This is a genomic window from Cupriavidus alkaliphilus (assembly GCF_900094595.1).
Taxonomy (GTDB): domain Bacteria; phylum Pseudomonadota; class Gammaproteobacteria; order Burkholderiales; family Burkholderiaceae; genus Cupriavidus; species Cupriavidus alkaliphilus.
This window is the reverse complement of record NZ_FMAD01000002.1, coordinates 318,984-333,949: the sequence shown is the minus strand read 5'-3', so window position 1 is coordinate 333,949 and position 14,966 is coordinate 318,984. Positions and strand designations below refer to the sequence as shown.

Genomic DNA, 14,966 nt, shown 5'->3' with positions numbered 1-14,966 from the left:
CATGAACCTTTCGGCCGCCTTTATCCACCGCCCGGTCGCGACCGCGCTGCTCACGCTTGGCATCCTGCTGGCAGGGCTGGCGGCGCTGCGGCTGCTGCCGGTGTCGCCGCTGCCGCAGGTGGACTTCCCCACCATCTCGGTGTCGGCGTCGCTGCCAGGCGCCAGCCCGGAAACCATGGCCGCCACCGTGGCCACGCCGCTGGAGCGCGCGCTCGGCACCATCGCCGGGGTGACCGAGATCACCTCGAGCAGCTCGCTGGGCTCGACCCGGGTGACGCTGCAGTTCGACCTGTCGCGCAATATCGACGGCGCCGCGCGCGACGTGCAGGCCGCCATCAACGCCTCGCGGGCGACGCTGCCGACCAGCCTGCCCAACAACCCGACCTACCGCAAGGTCAACCCGGCCGACGCGCCGATCATGATCATCGCGCTGACCTCGCCGACCATGACGCGCGGGCAGCTCTACGACGCGGCCTCGACCATCCTGGCGCAGAAGCTGTCGCAGGTCGAAGGCGTGGGCCAGGTCACCATCGGCGGCGCCTCGCTGCCGGCGGTGCGGGTCGAACTGAACCCGACCGCGCTGAACAACTACGGCATCTCGCTCGAGGATGTGCGCAACACCATCAGCGCGACCAACGCCAACCGGCCGCTGGGCACGCTGGAAAACGCCCGCAACAACTGGCAGGTCTACGCCAACGACCAGGCCATGAAGGCGGAAGACTACATGCCGCTGATCATCCGCTACGCCACGCCGGGCACGTATTCGTCGGCGTCGGCTGGCGCGCTGATCGCCAGCACCGCCAACGCCACCGCCAGCGGCGGCGTCAGCACCAAGGTGGTCAACGGCGTCACCGTGACCACGCTGACCACCAGCAGCGGCACCACCACCATCACCAGCGGCGCCACCGGCGGCACCAGCGCCACCAGCGGCCCGAATTCGTTCGCTGTGCCGGTGCGCCTGCGCGATGTGGCCAACGTGGTGGATTCGGTGCAGGACATCCGCAACGCCGGCTCGGCCAACGGCAAGCCGTCGGTGCTGCTAGTGCTGAACCGCTCGCCCGGCGCCAACATCATCGAGACCGTCGACCGCGTCAACGAGATGCTGCCGCAGCTGCAGAAGATGATCCCGGCGGCGATCTCGATGGACGTGATGATGGACCGCACGCCCACCATCCGCGCCTCGCTGCGCGAGGTCGAGCACACGCTGATGATCTCGGTGGCGCTGGTGATCATGGTGGTGTTCGTGTTCCTGCGCAACGTGCGCGCCACCCTGATTCCCAGCGTGGCGGTGCCGGTATCGCTGATCGGCACGTTCTCGGTGATGTACCTGGCCGGGTTCTCGCTCAACAACCTGTCGCTGATGGCGCTGACCATCGCCACCGGCTTCGTCGTCGACGATGCCATCGTCGTGCTTGAGAACATCTCGCGCCATATCGAGGAAGGCATGAAGCCGCTGGCGGCGGCGCTGCGCGGCGCGCGCGAGGTCGGCTTCACGGTGCTGTCGATGAGCCTGTCGCTGATCGCGGTGTTTATCCCGCTGCTGATGATGGGCGGCATCGTCGGCAGGCTGTTCCAGGAATTCGCGATCACGCTGTCGGTGGCGATCCTGGTGTCGCTGGTGGTCTCGCTGACCACCACGCCGATGATGTGCGCGCGCATGCTGCGGCAGGTGGAGCCGGAACGGCAGGGACGCTTCTTCCGCGCCACCGAGCGCATGTTCCAGTGGCTGCATGACGGCTATGCGCGTTCGCTGTCCACGGCGCTGCGGCTCAGCCCGCTGGTATGGCTGGTGCTGCTCGCCACCATCGCGCTCAACGTCTACCTGTATGTGATCGTGCCCAAGGGCTTTTTCCCGCAGCAGGACACCGGGCGGCTGATCGGCTTTATCCGCGCCGACCAGGCCACGTCGTTCCAGGCCATGCGCGGCAAGCTCGACAACTTCATCAAGATCGTCCAGTCCGACCCGGCGGTGGTCAACGTGACCGGCTTTACCGGCGGCTCGCAGCGCAATACCGGGCAGATGTTCGTCACGCTCAAGCCGCTGTCGGAGCGCAAGGAATCGGCCGACGCCATCATTGCGCGGCTGCGCGGCAAGCTGGCCAAGGAGCCCGGCGCCAGCCTGTTCCTGCAGTCGGTGCAGGACATCCGCGTGGGCGGGCGCCAGAGCAGCTCGCAATACCAGTTCACGCTGCAGTCCGACGACCTCGAGGTGCTGCGCGCGTGGGAGCCCAAGGTGCGCGCGGCGCTGTCCAACCTGAAGGGGCTGGAGGATATCGACACCGACACCAACGACAAGGGCCTGCAGACCTCGGTGATCATCGACCGCGACGCGGCCTCGCGCCTGGGCGTGACCGCGCAGCAGGTCGATGCGGTGCTGAACGATGCCTTCGGCCAGCGGCTGGTGTCGACCATCTACCATCCGCTGAACCAGTACCGCGTGGTGATGGAACTGAGCCAGGAATACCTGCAGGGGCCCGATGCGCTCAAGGACATCTATGTCGTCACCGGCAACGGCAACCGCGTGCCGCTGGCCGCGTTCGCGCGCGTGACGCCGAGCAGCACGCCGCTGGGCGTGAACCACCAGGGCCAGTTCGCGGCCTCGACGATCTCGTTCAACCTGGCCGAAGGGACTTCGCTGTCCCAGGCAACCGACGCCATCAACCGCGAGATGGCGCGCATCGGTGCGCCCGAGACCCTGCGCGCCAACTTCCAGGGCGGCGCCAAGGCGTTCCAGGACTCGCTCAAGAGCCAGCCGATCCTGATCCTGGCGGCGCTGATCACGATCTATATCGTGCTGGGCGTGCTGTATGAAAGCTATGTCCACCCGCTCACCATCCTGTCGACGCTGCCGTCGGCCGGCGTGGGCGCGCTGCTGGCGCTGCTGGCCTCGAAGACCGACTTCAGCATCATCGCGCTGATCGGCGTGATCCTGCTGATCGGCATCGTCAAGAAGAACGCGATCATGATGATCGACTTCGCCATCGACGCCGAGCGGCGCGAGGGGCTGTCGCCGCGCGACGCCATCTACCGCGCCTGCCTGCTGCGCTTCCGCCCGATCCTGATGACCACCATGGCCGCGCTGCTGGGCGCGGTGCCGCTGGCACTGGGCCGCGGCGACGGCGCCGAGCTGCGCGCGCCGCTGGGCATTTCCATTGTCGGCGGGCTGGTGGTGAGCCAGCTGCTGACGCTGTACACCACGCCGGTGGTCTACCTGACGCTGGACCGCTGGCGCCTGAAGGTCAAGGCCTGGCGCCAGCGCAGGCGTGGCACCGGCGGCGCCGGCACGCCCGACCAGCCGGCCGCCGTTTAGTAATGCAGAGTTCGCCATGATTGCCATTTCCCGCTTGCTGACCCATGCCCTGCCGGTACCCCTGGCGTGCGCGCTGCTGCTGGCCGGCTGCGCCGTGGGTCCCGACTACCAGCGCCCCGATGCACCGGTGTCCGAATCCTTCAAGGAAGCAGACGCCGCCACGCCCGCCTGGACCGGCGACTGGAAGCCCGCCGAGCCGCAGGATGCGCTGGCGCGCCCCGACTGGTGGACGGTGTTTGGCGATGCGCAGCTCGACGCGCTGATGGCCGAAGTGCAGATCTCGAACCAGAACATCAAGGCCGCCGAGGCCCAGTACCGCCAGGCAGTGGCATCGCTGCAGGCCGCACGCGCCGGCTTCTTCCCGCTGGTCGATGCGCAGGCCGGCGCCTCGCGCGCGCGCAATGCCAGCGGCAACACGCTCAACGGGCAGAACGCCACGCTGGGCGCGACCTGGGAGCTCGACGTGTGGGGCCGGGTGCGGCGCCAGGTCGAAAGCAGCGAGGCCAGCGCGCAGGCGAGCGAGGCCGACCTGGCCTCGACCCTGCTGTCGACGCAGGCCACCCTGGCGCAGAGCTACTTCCTGCTGCGCGTGGCCGATGCACAGAAGGCGCTGCTGGACCGCACCGTGGCCGACTACCAGAAGTCGCTGCAACTGGTGCAGAACCAGTACGCGGCGGGCACCGCGCAACGCTCCGACGTGCTGCAGTCCGAAACCCAGCTCAAGAGCGCGCAGGCGCAACAGATCGACATCCAGATCACGCGCGCGCAGCTGGAACATGCCATCGCCGTGCTGGTGGGCAAGCCTCCGGCGGCGCTGTCGCTGGCCGCCGGCGAGTTCCGTGCCGCGCCGCCACGCGTGCCGGCGGCGGTGCCGTCGCAACTGCTGGAGCGCCGCCCCGACATCGGCGCGGCCGAGCGACGCATGGCGTCGGCCAATGCGCAGATCGGCGTGGCGCAGGCGGCCTACTATCCGACCCTGTCGCTGTCAGCCAGCGGTGGGCTGACCGCCAGCACGCTGGCGCGCTGGATGTCGCTGCCGGACCGGATCTGGTCGATCGGCGGCGGCCTGGCCGGCACGCTGTTCGACGGCGGCGCGCGCCGCGCCGCCAAGGCGCAGGCGGTGGCCGCCTACGACCAGACCGTGGCCAACTACCGCCAGACCGTGCTGGGCGCGTTCCAGGAAGTCGAGGACAACCTCGCCGCGCAGCGGCTGCTGGAACAGGAGGCGGTGGTGCAGAACGACGCGCTGCGCTCGGCGCGCGAGGCGCTGGCGCTGGTGAACAACCGCTACCGCGCCGGCACCGCCGGCCTGCTCGACGTGCTGACGGCGCAGACCAGCGCCTACACCGCCGAGCGCACCGCGCTGTCGATCACCGGCCGCCAGTACACCGCGGCGGTGGTGCTGATCAAGGCGCTGGGCGGCGGCTGGCACGCGCAGCCGGCGGCCGATAGTGGCAGCGGCAGCGCCGGCGGGCCAGCCGCCACGCCCGCCACCGTCGGGCGGCGCTAGGCGCCGCGCTGCGGCGCGCTTGGTAGCGACTGCGCGCAGATGCGCTCGCGCAGCCAGGTGGCGGCCTTGCCCAGCGGCCGCTGCTTGTGCCAGACCAGCTCCATCGCCACCGGCCAGTCCTGCTGCTGGAACGCCAGCGGCGGCGACACCAGCTGCGCCGCGGCAGGCGAATTGGCGACCACGTGCCACGGCACGAAGGCCCAGCCCAGGCCGCGCTTGACCAGCTCGACGATCACCCACTGGCTTTCCACCCACCACACGTCGGCGGCGACGCGCAGGCGCATCTTTTCCTCGCTGTCGGTGCGGGTCGCGACCATCAGCTGGCGGTAGCGCTTGAGCTCTTCCCAGTCGACCCGCTGCGACGCCAGCGGATGGTCGGGCGCGCACAGGATCTGCATCGGCATCCAGCCGAGCGCATGGAAGCCCAGCTCTGGCGGCAGCACCTCCTGGCGCCACATGATGCCGAGGTCGGCACCCCCCGCCAGCACCAGCCGGCTGACGTCCTCCATCAGCGGGAACAGCAGTTCCAGCTCGACCGCCGGGAAGCGCCCGGAAAACTCCACCAGCAGCGCGCCCAGCGTCTCTTCCGGATAGAGCTCGTCGACCGCCAGCACCAGCCGCGTCTCGACGCCCTCGCCCAGGCTCTTGGCCACGCCGCGGAAATGCTCGCAGCGCTCCAGGATCACGCGCGCCTCGGCCAGCAGGCGCTCGCCGGCCGGGGTCAGCACCGGGTAGCGGCCGCTGCGGTCGAACAGCGCGTTGCCGGCATCGATCTCGAGGTTGGACACGGCCGCGCTGACCACCGACTGGGCCTTGCCGAGCCGGCGCGCGGCGGCCGAGAACGAGCCCGTGTCGGCCGCCGCGACAAAGGCCTGCAATTGCTCCAGCGAGAGACTCATTGGTACCTCCGCCCCATCATCTATCTGTTAAACCGATAGTATCCAACTTGGCAATCCCTGCCCAGCAGATAGACTAGGCCCCATCGTGCTTGCCCGCAAGGAGAAACCATGCGCAATACCTGGGACCGGATCCGCCATGCCGTTGGCTTCGAGGTGGTCGGCCTGCTGATCTTCGCCCCGCTGGCGAGCTGGGCCTTCGGCTATGAACTGCACCAGATGGGGCTGATCGGCGCGGTCGCCTCGCTGATCGCCACCGGCTGGAACTACCTGTACAACGTGCTGTTCGACAAGGGCATGCTGCGTTTCACCGGCCAGCTGCGCAAGTCGGTGCCGGTGCGGGTGCTGCACGCGCTGCTGTTTGAACTGGGCCTGTTGGTGGTGTTCCTGCCGTCGCTGGCGTGGTACCTCGATATCAGCCTGGTCGACGCGCTCATCATGGACATCGCCGTGGCAGGCTTCTACATGGTCTACGCGCTGGTGTACAACTGGCTCTACGACATCGTGTTCCCGGTGCCGTCGCTCAAGGCCCCGGCCACCTCCCAAGCCAAGCCGGAAAGCGCCGCGCTGGGCTGAGCGCGGGTTTTTCCCGACCCCGGGTGCCAGTGGCCGGGGTCTTTCCCGTCTTGCCGCCACCGGTCGAATCGTTATACTCCATAACAAATTCGATCCGCCGGCGGCGGCGCCCTGCGCGCGGCCCCCGGCACGACCTGTACGCGGGGAGACACCAATGAAGATCGCAATCGCCGGGGGCGGCATCGGCGGCCTGACGCTGGCGCTGCTGTGCCACCGCCACGGCATCGAGGCCGAGGTCTGGGAGGCCAGCGAAACGCTGCGTCCGCTGGGTGTCGGCATCAACCTGCTGCCGCACGCGGTGCGCGTGCTGTCCGAGCTGGGCCTGCGCGATGCGCTCGCCGCGATCGCGGTCGAGACCTCATCGCTGTCGTACTACAACAAGCTGGGCCAGCGCATCTGGCATGAGCCGCGCGGGCTGGCCGCCGGCTATGACTGGCCGCAGTTCTCGATCCATCGCGGCGAATTCCAGATGCTGCTGCACCGCACCGTGGTCGAGCGCCTGGGCCCCGCTGCGGTCCATACCGGCCACAGCTTCGAGTCCGTGCTGGATACCGGCGCGCAGGGACAGGCGCGCTTCGTGCTGCGCCGCCGCGGCGACAACGCCGAAGTCGAGTCCAGCGCCGACGTGCTGGTCGGCGCCGACGGCATCCATTCGGCGGTGCGCCGCCATTTCTATCCCGCCGGCGACCTGCCGCGCTTCTCGCGCCGGCTGCTGTGGCGCGCGGTGACCGAGGCGCCGCCCTACCTGGATGGCCGCTCGATGTTCATGGCCGGGCACCAGGACCAGAAGTTCGTCGCCTACCCCATCTCCGAACCGCTGCGCCGCCAGGGCCGCTCGCTGGTCAACTGGATCGCCGAGCTGCGCGTGCCCGACAGCGTGCCCGACACCCCGCCGCGCAGCGACTGGAACAAGCAGGTCGATAAATCCGTGTTTCGCGCGCGGTTTGCCGGCTGGCAGTGGGACTGGATCGACCTCCCCGCGCTGATCGACGGCGCCGAAGCCATCTACGAATTCCCGATGGTCGACAAGGATCCGCTGCCGCGCTGGACCTTCGACCGCGTCACGCTGCTGGGCGACGCCGCGCACCCGATGTACCCGATCGGCTCCAACGGCAGCGCCCAGGCCATCCTCGACGCGCGCTACCTGGTCGACAGCCTGCTCGGCACCCGCGACACCGGCTACGCGCTGCGCGAATACGAGGCCGAGCGCCTGCCGCGCACCGCCGGCATCGTGCTGCGCAACCGCATGAACGGGCCCGAGCAGGTGATGCAGCTGGCCGAGGAGCGCGCGCCACAGGGCTTCAGCGATATCGACCAGGTGATCCCGCGCGCGGAGCTGGAAGCGATCTCGCTGCGGTACAAGCAGCTGGCGGGTTTCGACCGGCAGTCGATGCAGGGCAAGGCGTAACCCGAGGGATTACACCGACGGGGATTGAAAACACATAAGATCATTCAGCATCGAGGAGAACTCCCATGGCGTTTCACCCCCCGGCCAGGCTCACCCGCCTCGCACTCGGCATCGCCGTAACCTTCGCCGCCGCCACCGCCCGCGCCGACATCACCGTCGGCGTCAGCCTGTCGACCACCGGCCCGTCCGCTTCGCTGGGCATCCCGCAGAAAAACTCGCTGGCCTACCTGCCGCAGAAGATCGGCGGTGAGCCGGTGCGCTACATCGTGCTGGACGACGCTTCCGATCCCACCCAGGGTGCCAAGGTCGCGCGCCGCTTCGTCGCCGAGGACAAGGTCGACATCATCCTGGGCTCATCCGCGGTGGCGCCGTCGATCGCGATTGCCGAGGTCGCCGACGAAGCCCAGACCGTGCAGCTGGCGTTCTCGCCGATCGAGCTGAAGCCCGGGCGCGGCGCCTGGACCTTCCGGCTGGCGCAGCCGGTGCGGCTGATGGCCAATGCCGTGGCCGCCACCGCCAAGACCCAGGGCGTCAAGACCATCGGCTTCATCGGCTTTGCCGATGCCTACGGCGAGACCTGGCTGAAGGATTTCACCGCCGCCGCCACCGCCAACGGCATCCGCCTGATCGCCACCGAGCGCTACGGCCGCGCCGACACCAGCGTGACCGCGCAGGCGCTCAAGCTGATCGCCGCCAAACCCGATGCGATCCTGATCGCCGGCGCCGGCACCGGCGCGGCGCTGCCGCACACCACGCTGCGCGAGCGCGGCTACGGCGGCACCCTCTACCAGACCCATGGCGCGGCCACCAAAGACCTGATCCGCATCGGCGGGCGCCTGGTCAACGGCGCGATCCTGCCCGCCGGCCCGGTGATCGTGCCGGAGCAACTGCCCGCCGGCGATCCGGTGCGCAAGCCCGGGCTGGACTACGTCACCCGCTATGAAAAGCAGTACGGGGCCGAGACCCGCACGCAGTTCGGCGCCCACGCCTACGATGCCGGGCTGGTGCTGGAGCGCATCGTGCCGGTGGCGCTGAAGCAGGCCCGCCCCGGCACGCCGGCCTTCCGCCAGGCGCTGCGCCACGCGCTGGAAACCGAGCGCGACATCGTGGTCTCGCACGGGGTGCTGAACTTCAGTGCGCAAGACCACTATGGCTTTGACCAGCGTGGTCGGGTTATGGTGACAATAGAGAACGGCAACTGGAAACTGCTCAAATGATTCCCGACGCATCCGCCACATCGCCCGCCACCCCCGCGCGGCGGGCCCGCACCGCCGCAGCCCCCGCGCGGCGCAGGACGCGCGATGCGCTGGCGCCCGACCCGGCCGCCGGCGACGGTGCCGGTGGCGGCTTCGACCCGCATGTGCCGAACATCGACTACGGCGTGCTCGACAACCTGGTCGGCTACGCCATCCGCCGCGCGCAGATCCGCATCTACGAAGACTTCGTGCAGTCGCTGGCGCAGTGGCAGATCACCCCGCCGCGCTTCTCGGCGCTGGTGATCATCTCGCGCAACCCGCACCTGAAGCTGACCGAGCTGGCGCAGATCCTGGGCATCGCGCGCTCCGGCGCGGTGCTGCTGGTGGATGCGCTTGAAGCCATGAAGCTGGTGGCGCGGCGCCCCGCCGCGGCCGACCGGCGCGCCTACAGCCTGGTGCTGACCCCGGCCGGACGCCGCACGCTTGAAGCCGCCACGCAGGCGGTGCTGGCGCACGATGCCCACGTCAGCTCGGCGCTCAGCGAAACCGAGCAGGCCACGCTGAAAGCCCTGCTGGCACGGCTGGCGCCGCCGCGCGCCGGCTGAACCGCCGCGCCGCCGTAACTGTCATCCGCTTGTGGACGGCCATGCGTTAACATGGCCGCCATGCCAAGAACCCTCGCCGCGCCCACCGCAGCGCGACCCGGCGCGCTGCTGCGCCGCCTGTCGCCACTGCTCTCGCCTCTCCTTGCCGCCGTGCTGCTGGCCGGCGGCCCGGCACTGACACCGGCCTACGCCAAGCCGCCTGCCAAGGCGACCAAGGCGACCAAAGCCACCAAGCCCGCCAAAGCGCCGAAAGCCGCCACCAAGGCCGCCGCCGATCCGGCGCTGGTCGGCGCCGGCGTGCCCGCCCCGGTAGCTGCGGCCCTGCGCCGCGCCGGCGTGCCGGCCGCGGCCGCCAGCTTCTACGTGGTGCGGCTGGGCGACACCACCGCGCGCGCCAGCTGGAACGCGCAGCAGCCGATGAACCCGGCCTCGACCATGAAGCTGGTCACCACCTTCGCCGGCCTGCAGCTGCTCGGGCCGGACTACCGCTGGCAGACCTCGCTCTACGCCGACGCGCAGCCAGGCTTCGACGGCACCGTCAACGGCAACGTCTACCTGCGCGGCCACGGCGATCCCAAGCTGGTGCCCGAGGAAATGGCCAAGCTGGTGGCGCGGGCGCGCGCCGCCGGCGCCAGCACCATCAACGGCGACCTGGTGCTCGACCGCAGCTACTTCGCCGATGGCCTGGACAGCAACGGCACCATCGACGGCGAGGTGCAGCGCGCCTACAACGTCGGGCCCGATGCGCTGCTGTACGCGTTCAAGACGCTGTCGTTCACGCTGACGCCGGACCCGGCCTCGCAGACCGTGGCGGTCAGCGTCACGCCGGAGCTGGCGCAGCTCAAGCTGGACAACCGCCTCACCCTGACCAACGGCCGCTGCGGCGACTGGCAGAGCAGCGCCAGCCCGACCGTGCTGCCGCAAGCCGACGGCACCGTGCTGGCCTCGTTCTCGGGCGACTATTCCAGCGACTGTGGCGAGCACGTGCTCAATATCGCCACGCTGTCGCACGCGGAGTTCACCTGGGGCGGCTTTGTCGCCGAGTGGCAGCGCGCCGGCGGGCGCTTTGCCAGGCTGCCCGCGCTGCGCAGCGGCAAGGTGCCGCGCGGCGCGGTGCTGCTGGCGCGCCACTACGGCCTGCCGCTGGCCGATATCGTGCGCGACATCAACAAGTTCTCGAACAACGTGATGGCGCGGCAGCTGTTCCTGACCCTCGGCGCCGAGATGGACCGCGGCGGGCCCGCCAGCACCGGCCGCTCGATCCGCGTGGTGCAGCGCTGGCTGGCGCGTCAGGGGCTGGACATGCCGGGCCTGGTGCTCGACAACGGCTCGGGCCTGTCGCGCGCGGAACGCATCAGCGCCTATGACATGGCGCGGCTGCTGCAGCAGGCCGCGGCCAGCCAGGTCGGGCCGGTGCTGATCGACTCGCTGCCGGTGCTGGGCGTCGACGGCACGCTGCGCAACCGCCTGACCCGCGCCAGCGCAGCCGGCAGCGGCTACCTGAAGACCGGCACGCTGGCCGATGTGCGCGCGCTGGCCGGCTACGTCGACGCCGCCGAAGGCGGCCGCTACGTGGTGGTGAGCATGATCAACCATGCCAACGCCGCGCAGGCGCAGGAGGCGCACGACGCGCTGCTGCAGTGGGTGTACCGCGGGGCGCACTGACGCCGCTGCGGCCGGGCCGCGGCGCGGCGCCGTGGCCTGCCGCCAACGCCGCGGCGGCATTTTGTTAAGCGCTCGCTTACCAGCCCGCCATCCCACCCTATAATGCCAGGGTGCCGGCCGCGTCCTGCGGCGGCAGCCTTCCGGGCCGGCCTTCGGCCCCGGGCCGCATCGCCCCCGCCTTCCTCTGACATGACTTCCCGACAACCCCCGGTGTGGTTGCGCCTCTGGCATCGCTTCGCACCGGCCGAACGCGCCGGTTTTATCGACGGCGCGCGCCGCTTTGCCCCGTCCCTGCCCGCGGTATTTTCGTGGGGCCTGGTGACGGGCGTGGCCATGAGCAAATCCGTGCTGACCGTGCCCGAGGCCATCGGCATGTCGCTGCTGGTCTACGCCGGCTCGGCGCAGCTGGCGGTGCTGCCGCTGTTCGCCGCGGGGCTGCCGCTGTGGACCATCTGGCTGACCGCGGCCATGGTCAACCTGCGCTTCGTCATCTTCAGCGCCGGCATGCAGCCGCATTTCAGCTACCTGACGCTGGCGCGGCGCACGGTGCTGGGGTTCTTCAACGGCGACCTGCATTTCGTCTACTTCCTGCAGAAGTACAGCACGCCCGGCTATGAGCCCGGCAAGGAAGGCTACTTCTGGGGCATGGCGCTGACCAATTTCTGCATGTGGCAGGTGTCGTCGATCATCGGCATCGTGCTGGCCAGCCTGTTCCCCGACAGCTGGGGGCTGGGGCTGGCCGGCACCATGGCGCTGATCCCGGTGATGATCGCCACCATCAATTCGCGCTCGACGCTGATGGCGGTGGTGATTTCGGCGGTGCTGGCGCTGCTGTGCTTCGACCTGCCATACCGGCTCGGACTGGTGGTGGCCGTGGTGGGCGCGATCGCCGCCGGCATGGCCAGCGACGAACTGGCCGCGCGTGCCGCGCTGCGCGGCATCCAGCGGCGCAGGGAGGCACCGCACGCCAAGCCCGCACCCAAGCCGGCACCCGAGCCCGCGGACGTACCCGGAGACCGCGCATGAGCCATACCGAAGTCTGGATCGCGCTCGTCGGCATGGCGGTCGTCACCGTGATCACCCGCGCGCTGTTCCTGATGGCCGGCGAGCACATCACCGTGCCGGACCGCATCCAGCGCGCGCTGCGCTATGCGCCGGCCGCAGCGCTGGCCGCCATCATCCTGCCGGACCTGATGACCTGGCAGGGGCATTTCACCGTGGCGTTTTCGAACTACAAGCTGATGGCGGGCGTGGCGGCGACGGTGTTCTACCTGCTGACGCGCAAGATGGTGGGGATGATCGTGGTGGGGATGGCGGTGTATACGGCGTTGCGGTTGCTGGGGGGGTAATGTCGACGGCAGCGTGCCTGGCATACGCCTGCCCTCACCCCGGCCCTCTCCCGCACGCGGGAGAGGGAGCACACAGGCGGTAAGCGAGAGCAACCGAACTGGCTGACCACTGGGGAGTGCCGGCGTATCGACGAAGTGAGGCGAGCGGCAAGCCGCCGCCCGCCCTACCCGGCGAACGCTGCCGCCGCCCGCTCCAGCCGGTCGCGCACACCGGCCCAGTCCTGTCCCTCGGGCAGCATCTCGAACACCAGCTGCGTATAGCCCTTCTTGTCGAGCGTGCGCAGCAGCCGGTACAGCTCGCGCGCGTAGGTGCTGGCGTCGGCGGGAGCCTGCACCCAGGTGCAGCGCTGGTCCGCCAGCGGCGCGCGCCCGACCCAGGCCACGCGGGCATCCACCGGCAGCGCTTCCAGGCGCGCGGCAGCGGCCTGTGCATCGGCCAGCAGCAGCGGCGTGTGGGGGGCGTAATGGGCCTTCAGGGTGCCCGACGCGCGCGGTGCCGCGGCGTCCGGCGGCAGCGGGGCTTCGCCCAGCACCTGCGCGAGCATCCCCACCGTGACGGCACCGGGGCGCAGCAGCACCGGGCCGATGCCCTGGTCCAGCCGCGACAGGTCGACGATGGTCGATTCGATGCCGACCTCGACGCCATCGCCCTCCAGCACATAGACCGCATCGCCGAATTCATCGCGCACATGCTGCGCGGTGGTCGGGCTGACCTGGCCGAACTTGTTGGCGGAAGGTGCGGCAATGCCGCCGCGGCCGCGCTTGAAGCGCGACAGCAGCGCCTGCGCCACCGGATGCGACGGGCAGCGCAGGCCGATGCTGTCCTGCCCGCCGGCGACGGCGGCGTCGATATGCGCGGCGCGCTTCAGGATCAGCGTCAGCGGGCCGGGCCAGAAGGCATCGATCAGTTGCTGCGCGGCCGCGGGGACGTCGTCGGTCCAGTAGCCGATGTCGGCGCCGTCGACCACGTGCACGATCACCGGATGGTTCGACGGCCTGCCCTTGAGCGCGAAGATGCGGCCGACCGCCGCGGGGTTTTCTGCATCGGCGCCAAGGCCGTAGACGGTCTCGGTCGGGAAGGCGACCAGTTGCCCGGCCTCGAGCAGGCGGACGGCTTCATCCAGTTCGGCGGCCGTGGGCGTGCGCGGCGACATCGTGTTCCTTCAAAGGGTGGCGTGGCGGTCGACGGAAATTCAGAGCGGGATGTGCAGCGCCTGCGCGGCCGCCTGGAACGCGGCGTCGGCGGCTTCGGCATGCTCGCCGATGCAATTGACGTGCCCCATCTTGCGCGACGGGCGCGCATCGCTCTTGCCATACAGGTGCAGCTTGGCGCCGGGTTGCGCCACCACTTCGTCCCAGGCAGGGGTGCGCTCCAGCCCGAACTCGAACCACACGTCGCCCAGCAGGTTCAGCATCTTGCCGGCGGAATGCTGGCGCGTACTGCCCAGCGGTAGCCGCGCCATGGCGCGCACCTGCTGTTCGAACTGGCTGGTCTCGCACGCGTCCATGGTGATGTGGCCGGAATTGTGCGGGCGCGGCGCCATTTCGTTGGCGACCAGCGAACCATCGGTCAGCACGAAGAACTCGATGCAAAGCACGCCGACATAGCCCATTTCGGTGGCAATGGCGGCGGCGGCGGCGCGGGCGCGCTCGGCGATCTCGGGCGAGACGCTGGTCGACGGCATCTCGGTCGAGAACAGGATGCCGTCGCGGTGCACGTTCTCGGCCAGCGGCCAGGTCGCGGTGGCGCCGTCCGCGCCGCGCGCGGCCAGCACCGACACCTCGTACGCCAGCGGCAGCATCTGCTCCAGCACGCACGGCACGTGCTGCATCGCCTTCCACGCGGCGCGCACGTCGTCGCGCGTCTTCACGCGCGCCTGCCCCTTGCCGTCGTAGCCCATGCGCGCGGTCTTGAGGATGCCCGGCAGCACGTGGTCGGGCAGCTGGTCGACGTCGGCGTCGTGCTGGATCACCCAGTGCGGTGCTGTCGGCACGCCGGTGCGCTCGGCGCAGGCGGCAAAGAACTTCTTCTCGCCGATGCGGTTCTGCGCGATCGACACGCAGTAGCCGCGCGGCGCGACGAACGCGCCCAGCTGCTCGAGCCGGTCCAGCGACAGCGACGGCACGTTCTCGAACTCGGTGCTGACCGCCTGGCACAGCTTGCCCATCTCGGCCAGCGCGGCCTCGTCGGTGTACTGCGCGCAGATATGCTTGTCGGCGACCACGCCCGCCGGGCTGTCCTGGTCCGGGTCGAGCACGCACACGCGATAGCCCATCGCCTGCGCCGCATGCGTGAACATGCGGCCGAGCTGGCCGCCGCCCAGCATGCCCAGCCACGCGCCGGGCAGGATGGGCGCGTCGGGACGGTCGACGCCGAACTCGGCGCGCGATTCCGGCGTGTGGGCTTCGGAGAGGTGGGGATGGATATCGGTAGGCATTGCTCGGTTCCGT

12 protein-coding genes are annotated in these 14,966 nt (G+C 69.9%); 9 read left to right on the top strand and 3 right to left on the bottom strand.

Translation table 11 applies throughout. The features are described 5' to 3' along the window. Nucleotide 1: 1 nt before the first annotated feature. Together GA0116996_RS05050 and GA0116996_RS05045 are read left to right on the top strand one after the other, a co-directional pair. Complete coding sequence (locus GA0116996_RS05050) at nucleotides 2-3,310, top strand: efflux RND transporter permease subunit (RefSeq protein ID WP_092307867.1); 3,309 nt, start codon at nucleotides 2-4, stop codon at nucleotides 3,308-3,310. Between the two features lie 16 nt (nucleotides 3,311-3,326). Beyond that, entirely contained in the window at nucleotides 3,327-4,820 is a 1,494-nt protein-coding gene (locus GA0116996_RS05045; RefSeq protein WP_092307865.1) for an efflux transporter outer membrane subunit, read from the top strand. Here GA0116996_RS05045 and GA0116996_RS05040 read toward each other — a convergent pair. After that, on the bottom strand, nucleotides 4,817-5,719 hold the full coding sequence (locus tag GA0116996_RS05040) for a LysR family transcriptional regulator (protein ID WP_092307863.1): 903 nt from the start codon (nucleotides 5,717-5,719) through the stop codon (nucleotides 4,817-4,819). The genes GA0116996_RS05045 and GA0116996_RS05040 overlap by 4 nt on opposite strands. A 108-nt stretch (nucleotides 5,720-5,827) precedes the next feature. On the opposite strand from GA0116996_RS05040, the gene GA0116996_RS05035 reads away from it, so the two are divergent. From GA0116996_RS05035 to GA0116996_RS05005, 7 genes are all read left to right on the top strand, one after another. Further along, a complete protein-coding gene (locus GA0116996_RS05035; RefSeq protein ID WP_092307861.1) occupies nucleotides 5,828-6,292 on the top strand; it encodes a PACE efflux transporter in 465 nt (154 codons plus the stop codon). A gap of 154 nt (nucleotides 6,293-6,446) precedes the next feature. Then, the gene (locus GA0116996_RS05030) at nucleotides 6,447-7,700 is read left to right on the top strand and encodes a flavin-dependent oxidoreductase (RefSeq protein ID WP_092307859.1); all 1,254 of its coding nucleotides are present in this window, start codon (nucleotides 6,447-6,449) and stop codon (nucleotides 7,698-7,700) included. Nucleotides 7,701-7,765: 65 nt separating this feature from the next. Next, nucleotides 7,766-8,917 carry an ABC transporter substrate-binding protein gene (locus tag GA0116996_RS05025; RefSeq protein WP_092307857.1) on the top strand — a complete coding sequence of 384 codons (1,152 nt, stop codon included), beginning with the start codon at nucleotides 7,766-7,768 and terminating at the stop codon, nucleotides 8,915-8,917. Then, the gene (locus tag GA0116996_RS05020; RefSeq protein WP_092307855.1) at nucleotides 8,914-9,501 is read left to right on the top strand and encodes a MarR family winged helix-turn-helix transcriptional regulator; all 588 of its coding nucleotides are present in this window, start codon (nucleotides 8,914-8,916) and stop codon (nucleotides 9,499-9,501) included. Before GA0116996_RS05025 ends, GA0116996_RS05020 begins: the two co-directional genes overlap by 4 nt. Before the next feature lie 51 nt (nucleotides 9,502-9,552). Beyond that, entirely contained in the window at nucleotides 9,553-11,166 is a 1,614-nt protein-coding gene (dacB, locus tag GA0116996_RS05015; protein WP_092307853.1) for a D-alanyl-D-alanine carboxypeptidase/D-alanyl-D-alanine endopeptidase, read from the top strand. A gap of 189 nt (nucleotides 11,167-11,355) precedes the next feature. Then, on the top strand, nucleotides 11,356-12,192 hold the full coding sequence (locus tag GA0116996_RS05010) for an AzlC family ABC transporter permease (protein WP_092307850.1): 837 nt from the start codon (nucleotides 11,356-11,358) through the stop codon (nucleotides 12,190-12,192). Continuing rightward, entirely contained in the window at nucleotides 12,189-12,515 is a 327-nt protein-coding gene (locus GA0116996_RS05005) for an AzlD domain-containing protein (RefSeq protein ID WP_092307849.1), read from the top strand. The genes GA0116996_RS05010 and GA0116996_RS05005 overlap by 4 nt, the downstream gene beginning before the upstream one ends. A gap of 164 nt (nucleotides 12,516-12,679) precedes the next feature. Here the strand turns inward: GA0116996_RS05005 and GA0116996_RS05000 are convergent, their stop codons facing one another. Then, complete coding sequence (locus GA0116996_RS05000; protein WP_092307847.1) at nucleotides 12,680-13,669, bottom strand: L-threonylcarbamoyladenylate synthase; 990 nt, start codon at nucleotides 13,667-13,669, stop codon at nucleotides 12,680-12,682. A gap of 39 nt (nucleotides 13,670-13,708) precedes the next feature. After that, a complete protein-coding gene (locus tag GA0116996_RS04995; RefSeq protein ID WP_092307845.1) occupies nucleotides 13,709-14,953 on the bottom strand; it encodes a 5-(carboxyamino)imidazole ribonucleotide synthase in 1,245 nt (414 codons plus the stop codon). Between the last annotated feature and the right edge of the window lie 13 nt (nucleotides 14,954-14,966).

Bases quoted from the DNA above. Each gene is read 5' to 3' on its own strand.
- dacB (WP_092307853.1), top strand. From the start codon at position 9,553: ATGGCCGCCATGCCAAGAACCCTCGCCGCGCCCACCGCAGCGCGACCC.
- GA0116996_RS05040 (WP_092307863.1), bottom strand. From the start codon at position 5,719: ATGAGTCTCTCGCTGGAGCAATTGCAGGCCTTTGTCGCGGCGGCCGAC.
- GA0116996_RS05025 (WP_092307857.1), top strand. From the start codon at position 7,766: ATGGCGTTTCACCCCCCGGCCAGGCTCACCCGCCTCGCACTCGGCATC.
- GA0116996_RS05005 (WP_092307849.1), top strand. From the start codon at position 12,189: ATGAGCCATACCGAAGTCTGGATCGCGCTCGTCGGCATGGCGGTCGTC.
- GA0116996_RS05020 (WP_092307855.1), top strand. From the start codon at position 8,914: ATGATTCCCGACGCATCCGCCACATCGCCCGCCACCCCCGCGCGGCGG.
- GA0116996_RS05010 (WP_092307850.1), top strand. From the start codon at position 11,356: ATGACTTCCCGACAACCCCCGGTGTGGTTGCGCCTCTGGCATCGCTTC.
- GA0116996_RS05000 (WP_092307847.1), bottom strand. From the start codon at position 13,669: ATGTCGCCGCGCACGCCCACGGCCGCCGAACTGGATGAAGCCGTCCGC.
- GA0116996_RS05035 (WP_092307861.1), top strand. From the start codon at position 5,828: ATGCGCAATACCTGGGACCGGATCCGCCATGCCGTTGGCTTCGAGGTG.
- GA0116996_RS05045 (WP_092307865.1), top strand. From the start codon at position 3,327: ATGATTGCCATTTCCCGCTTGCTGACCCATGCCCTGCCGGTACCCCTG.
- GA0116996_RS05050 (WP_092307867.1), top strand. From the start codon at position 2: ATGAACCTTTCGGCCGCCTTTATCCACCGCCCGGTCGCGACCGCGCTG.
- GA0116996_RS04995 (WP_092307845.1), bottom strand. From the start codon at position 14,953: ATGCCTACCGATATCCATCCCCACCTCTCCGAAGCCCACACGCCGGAA.
- GA0116996_RS05030 (WP_092307859.1), top strand. From the start codon at position 6,447: ATGAAGATCGCAATCGCCGGGGGCGGCATCGGCGGCCTGACGCTGGCG.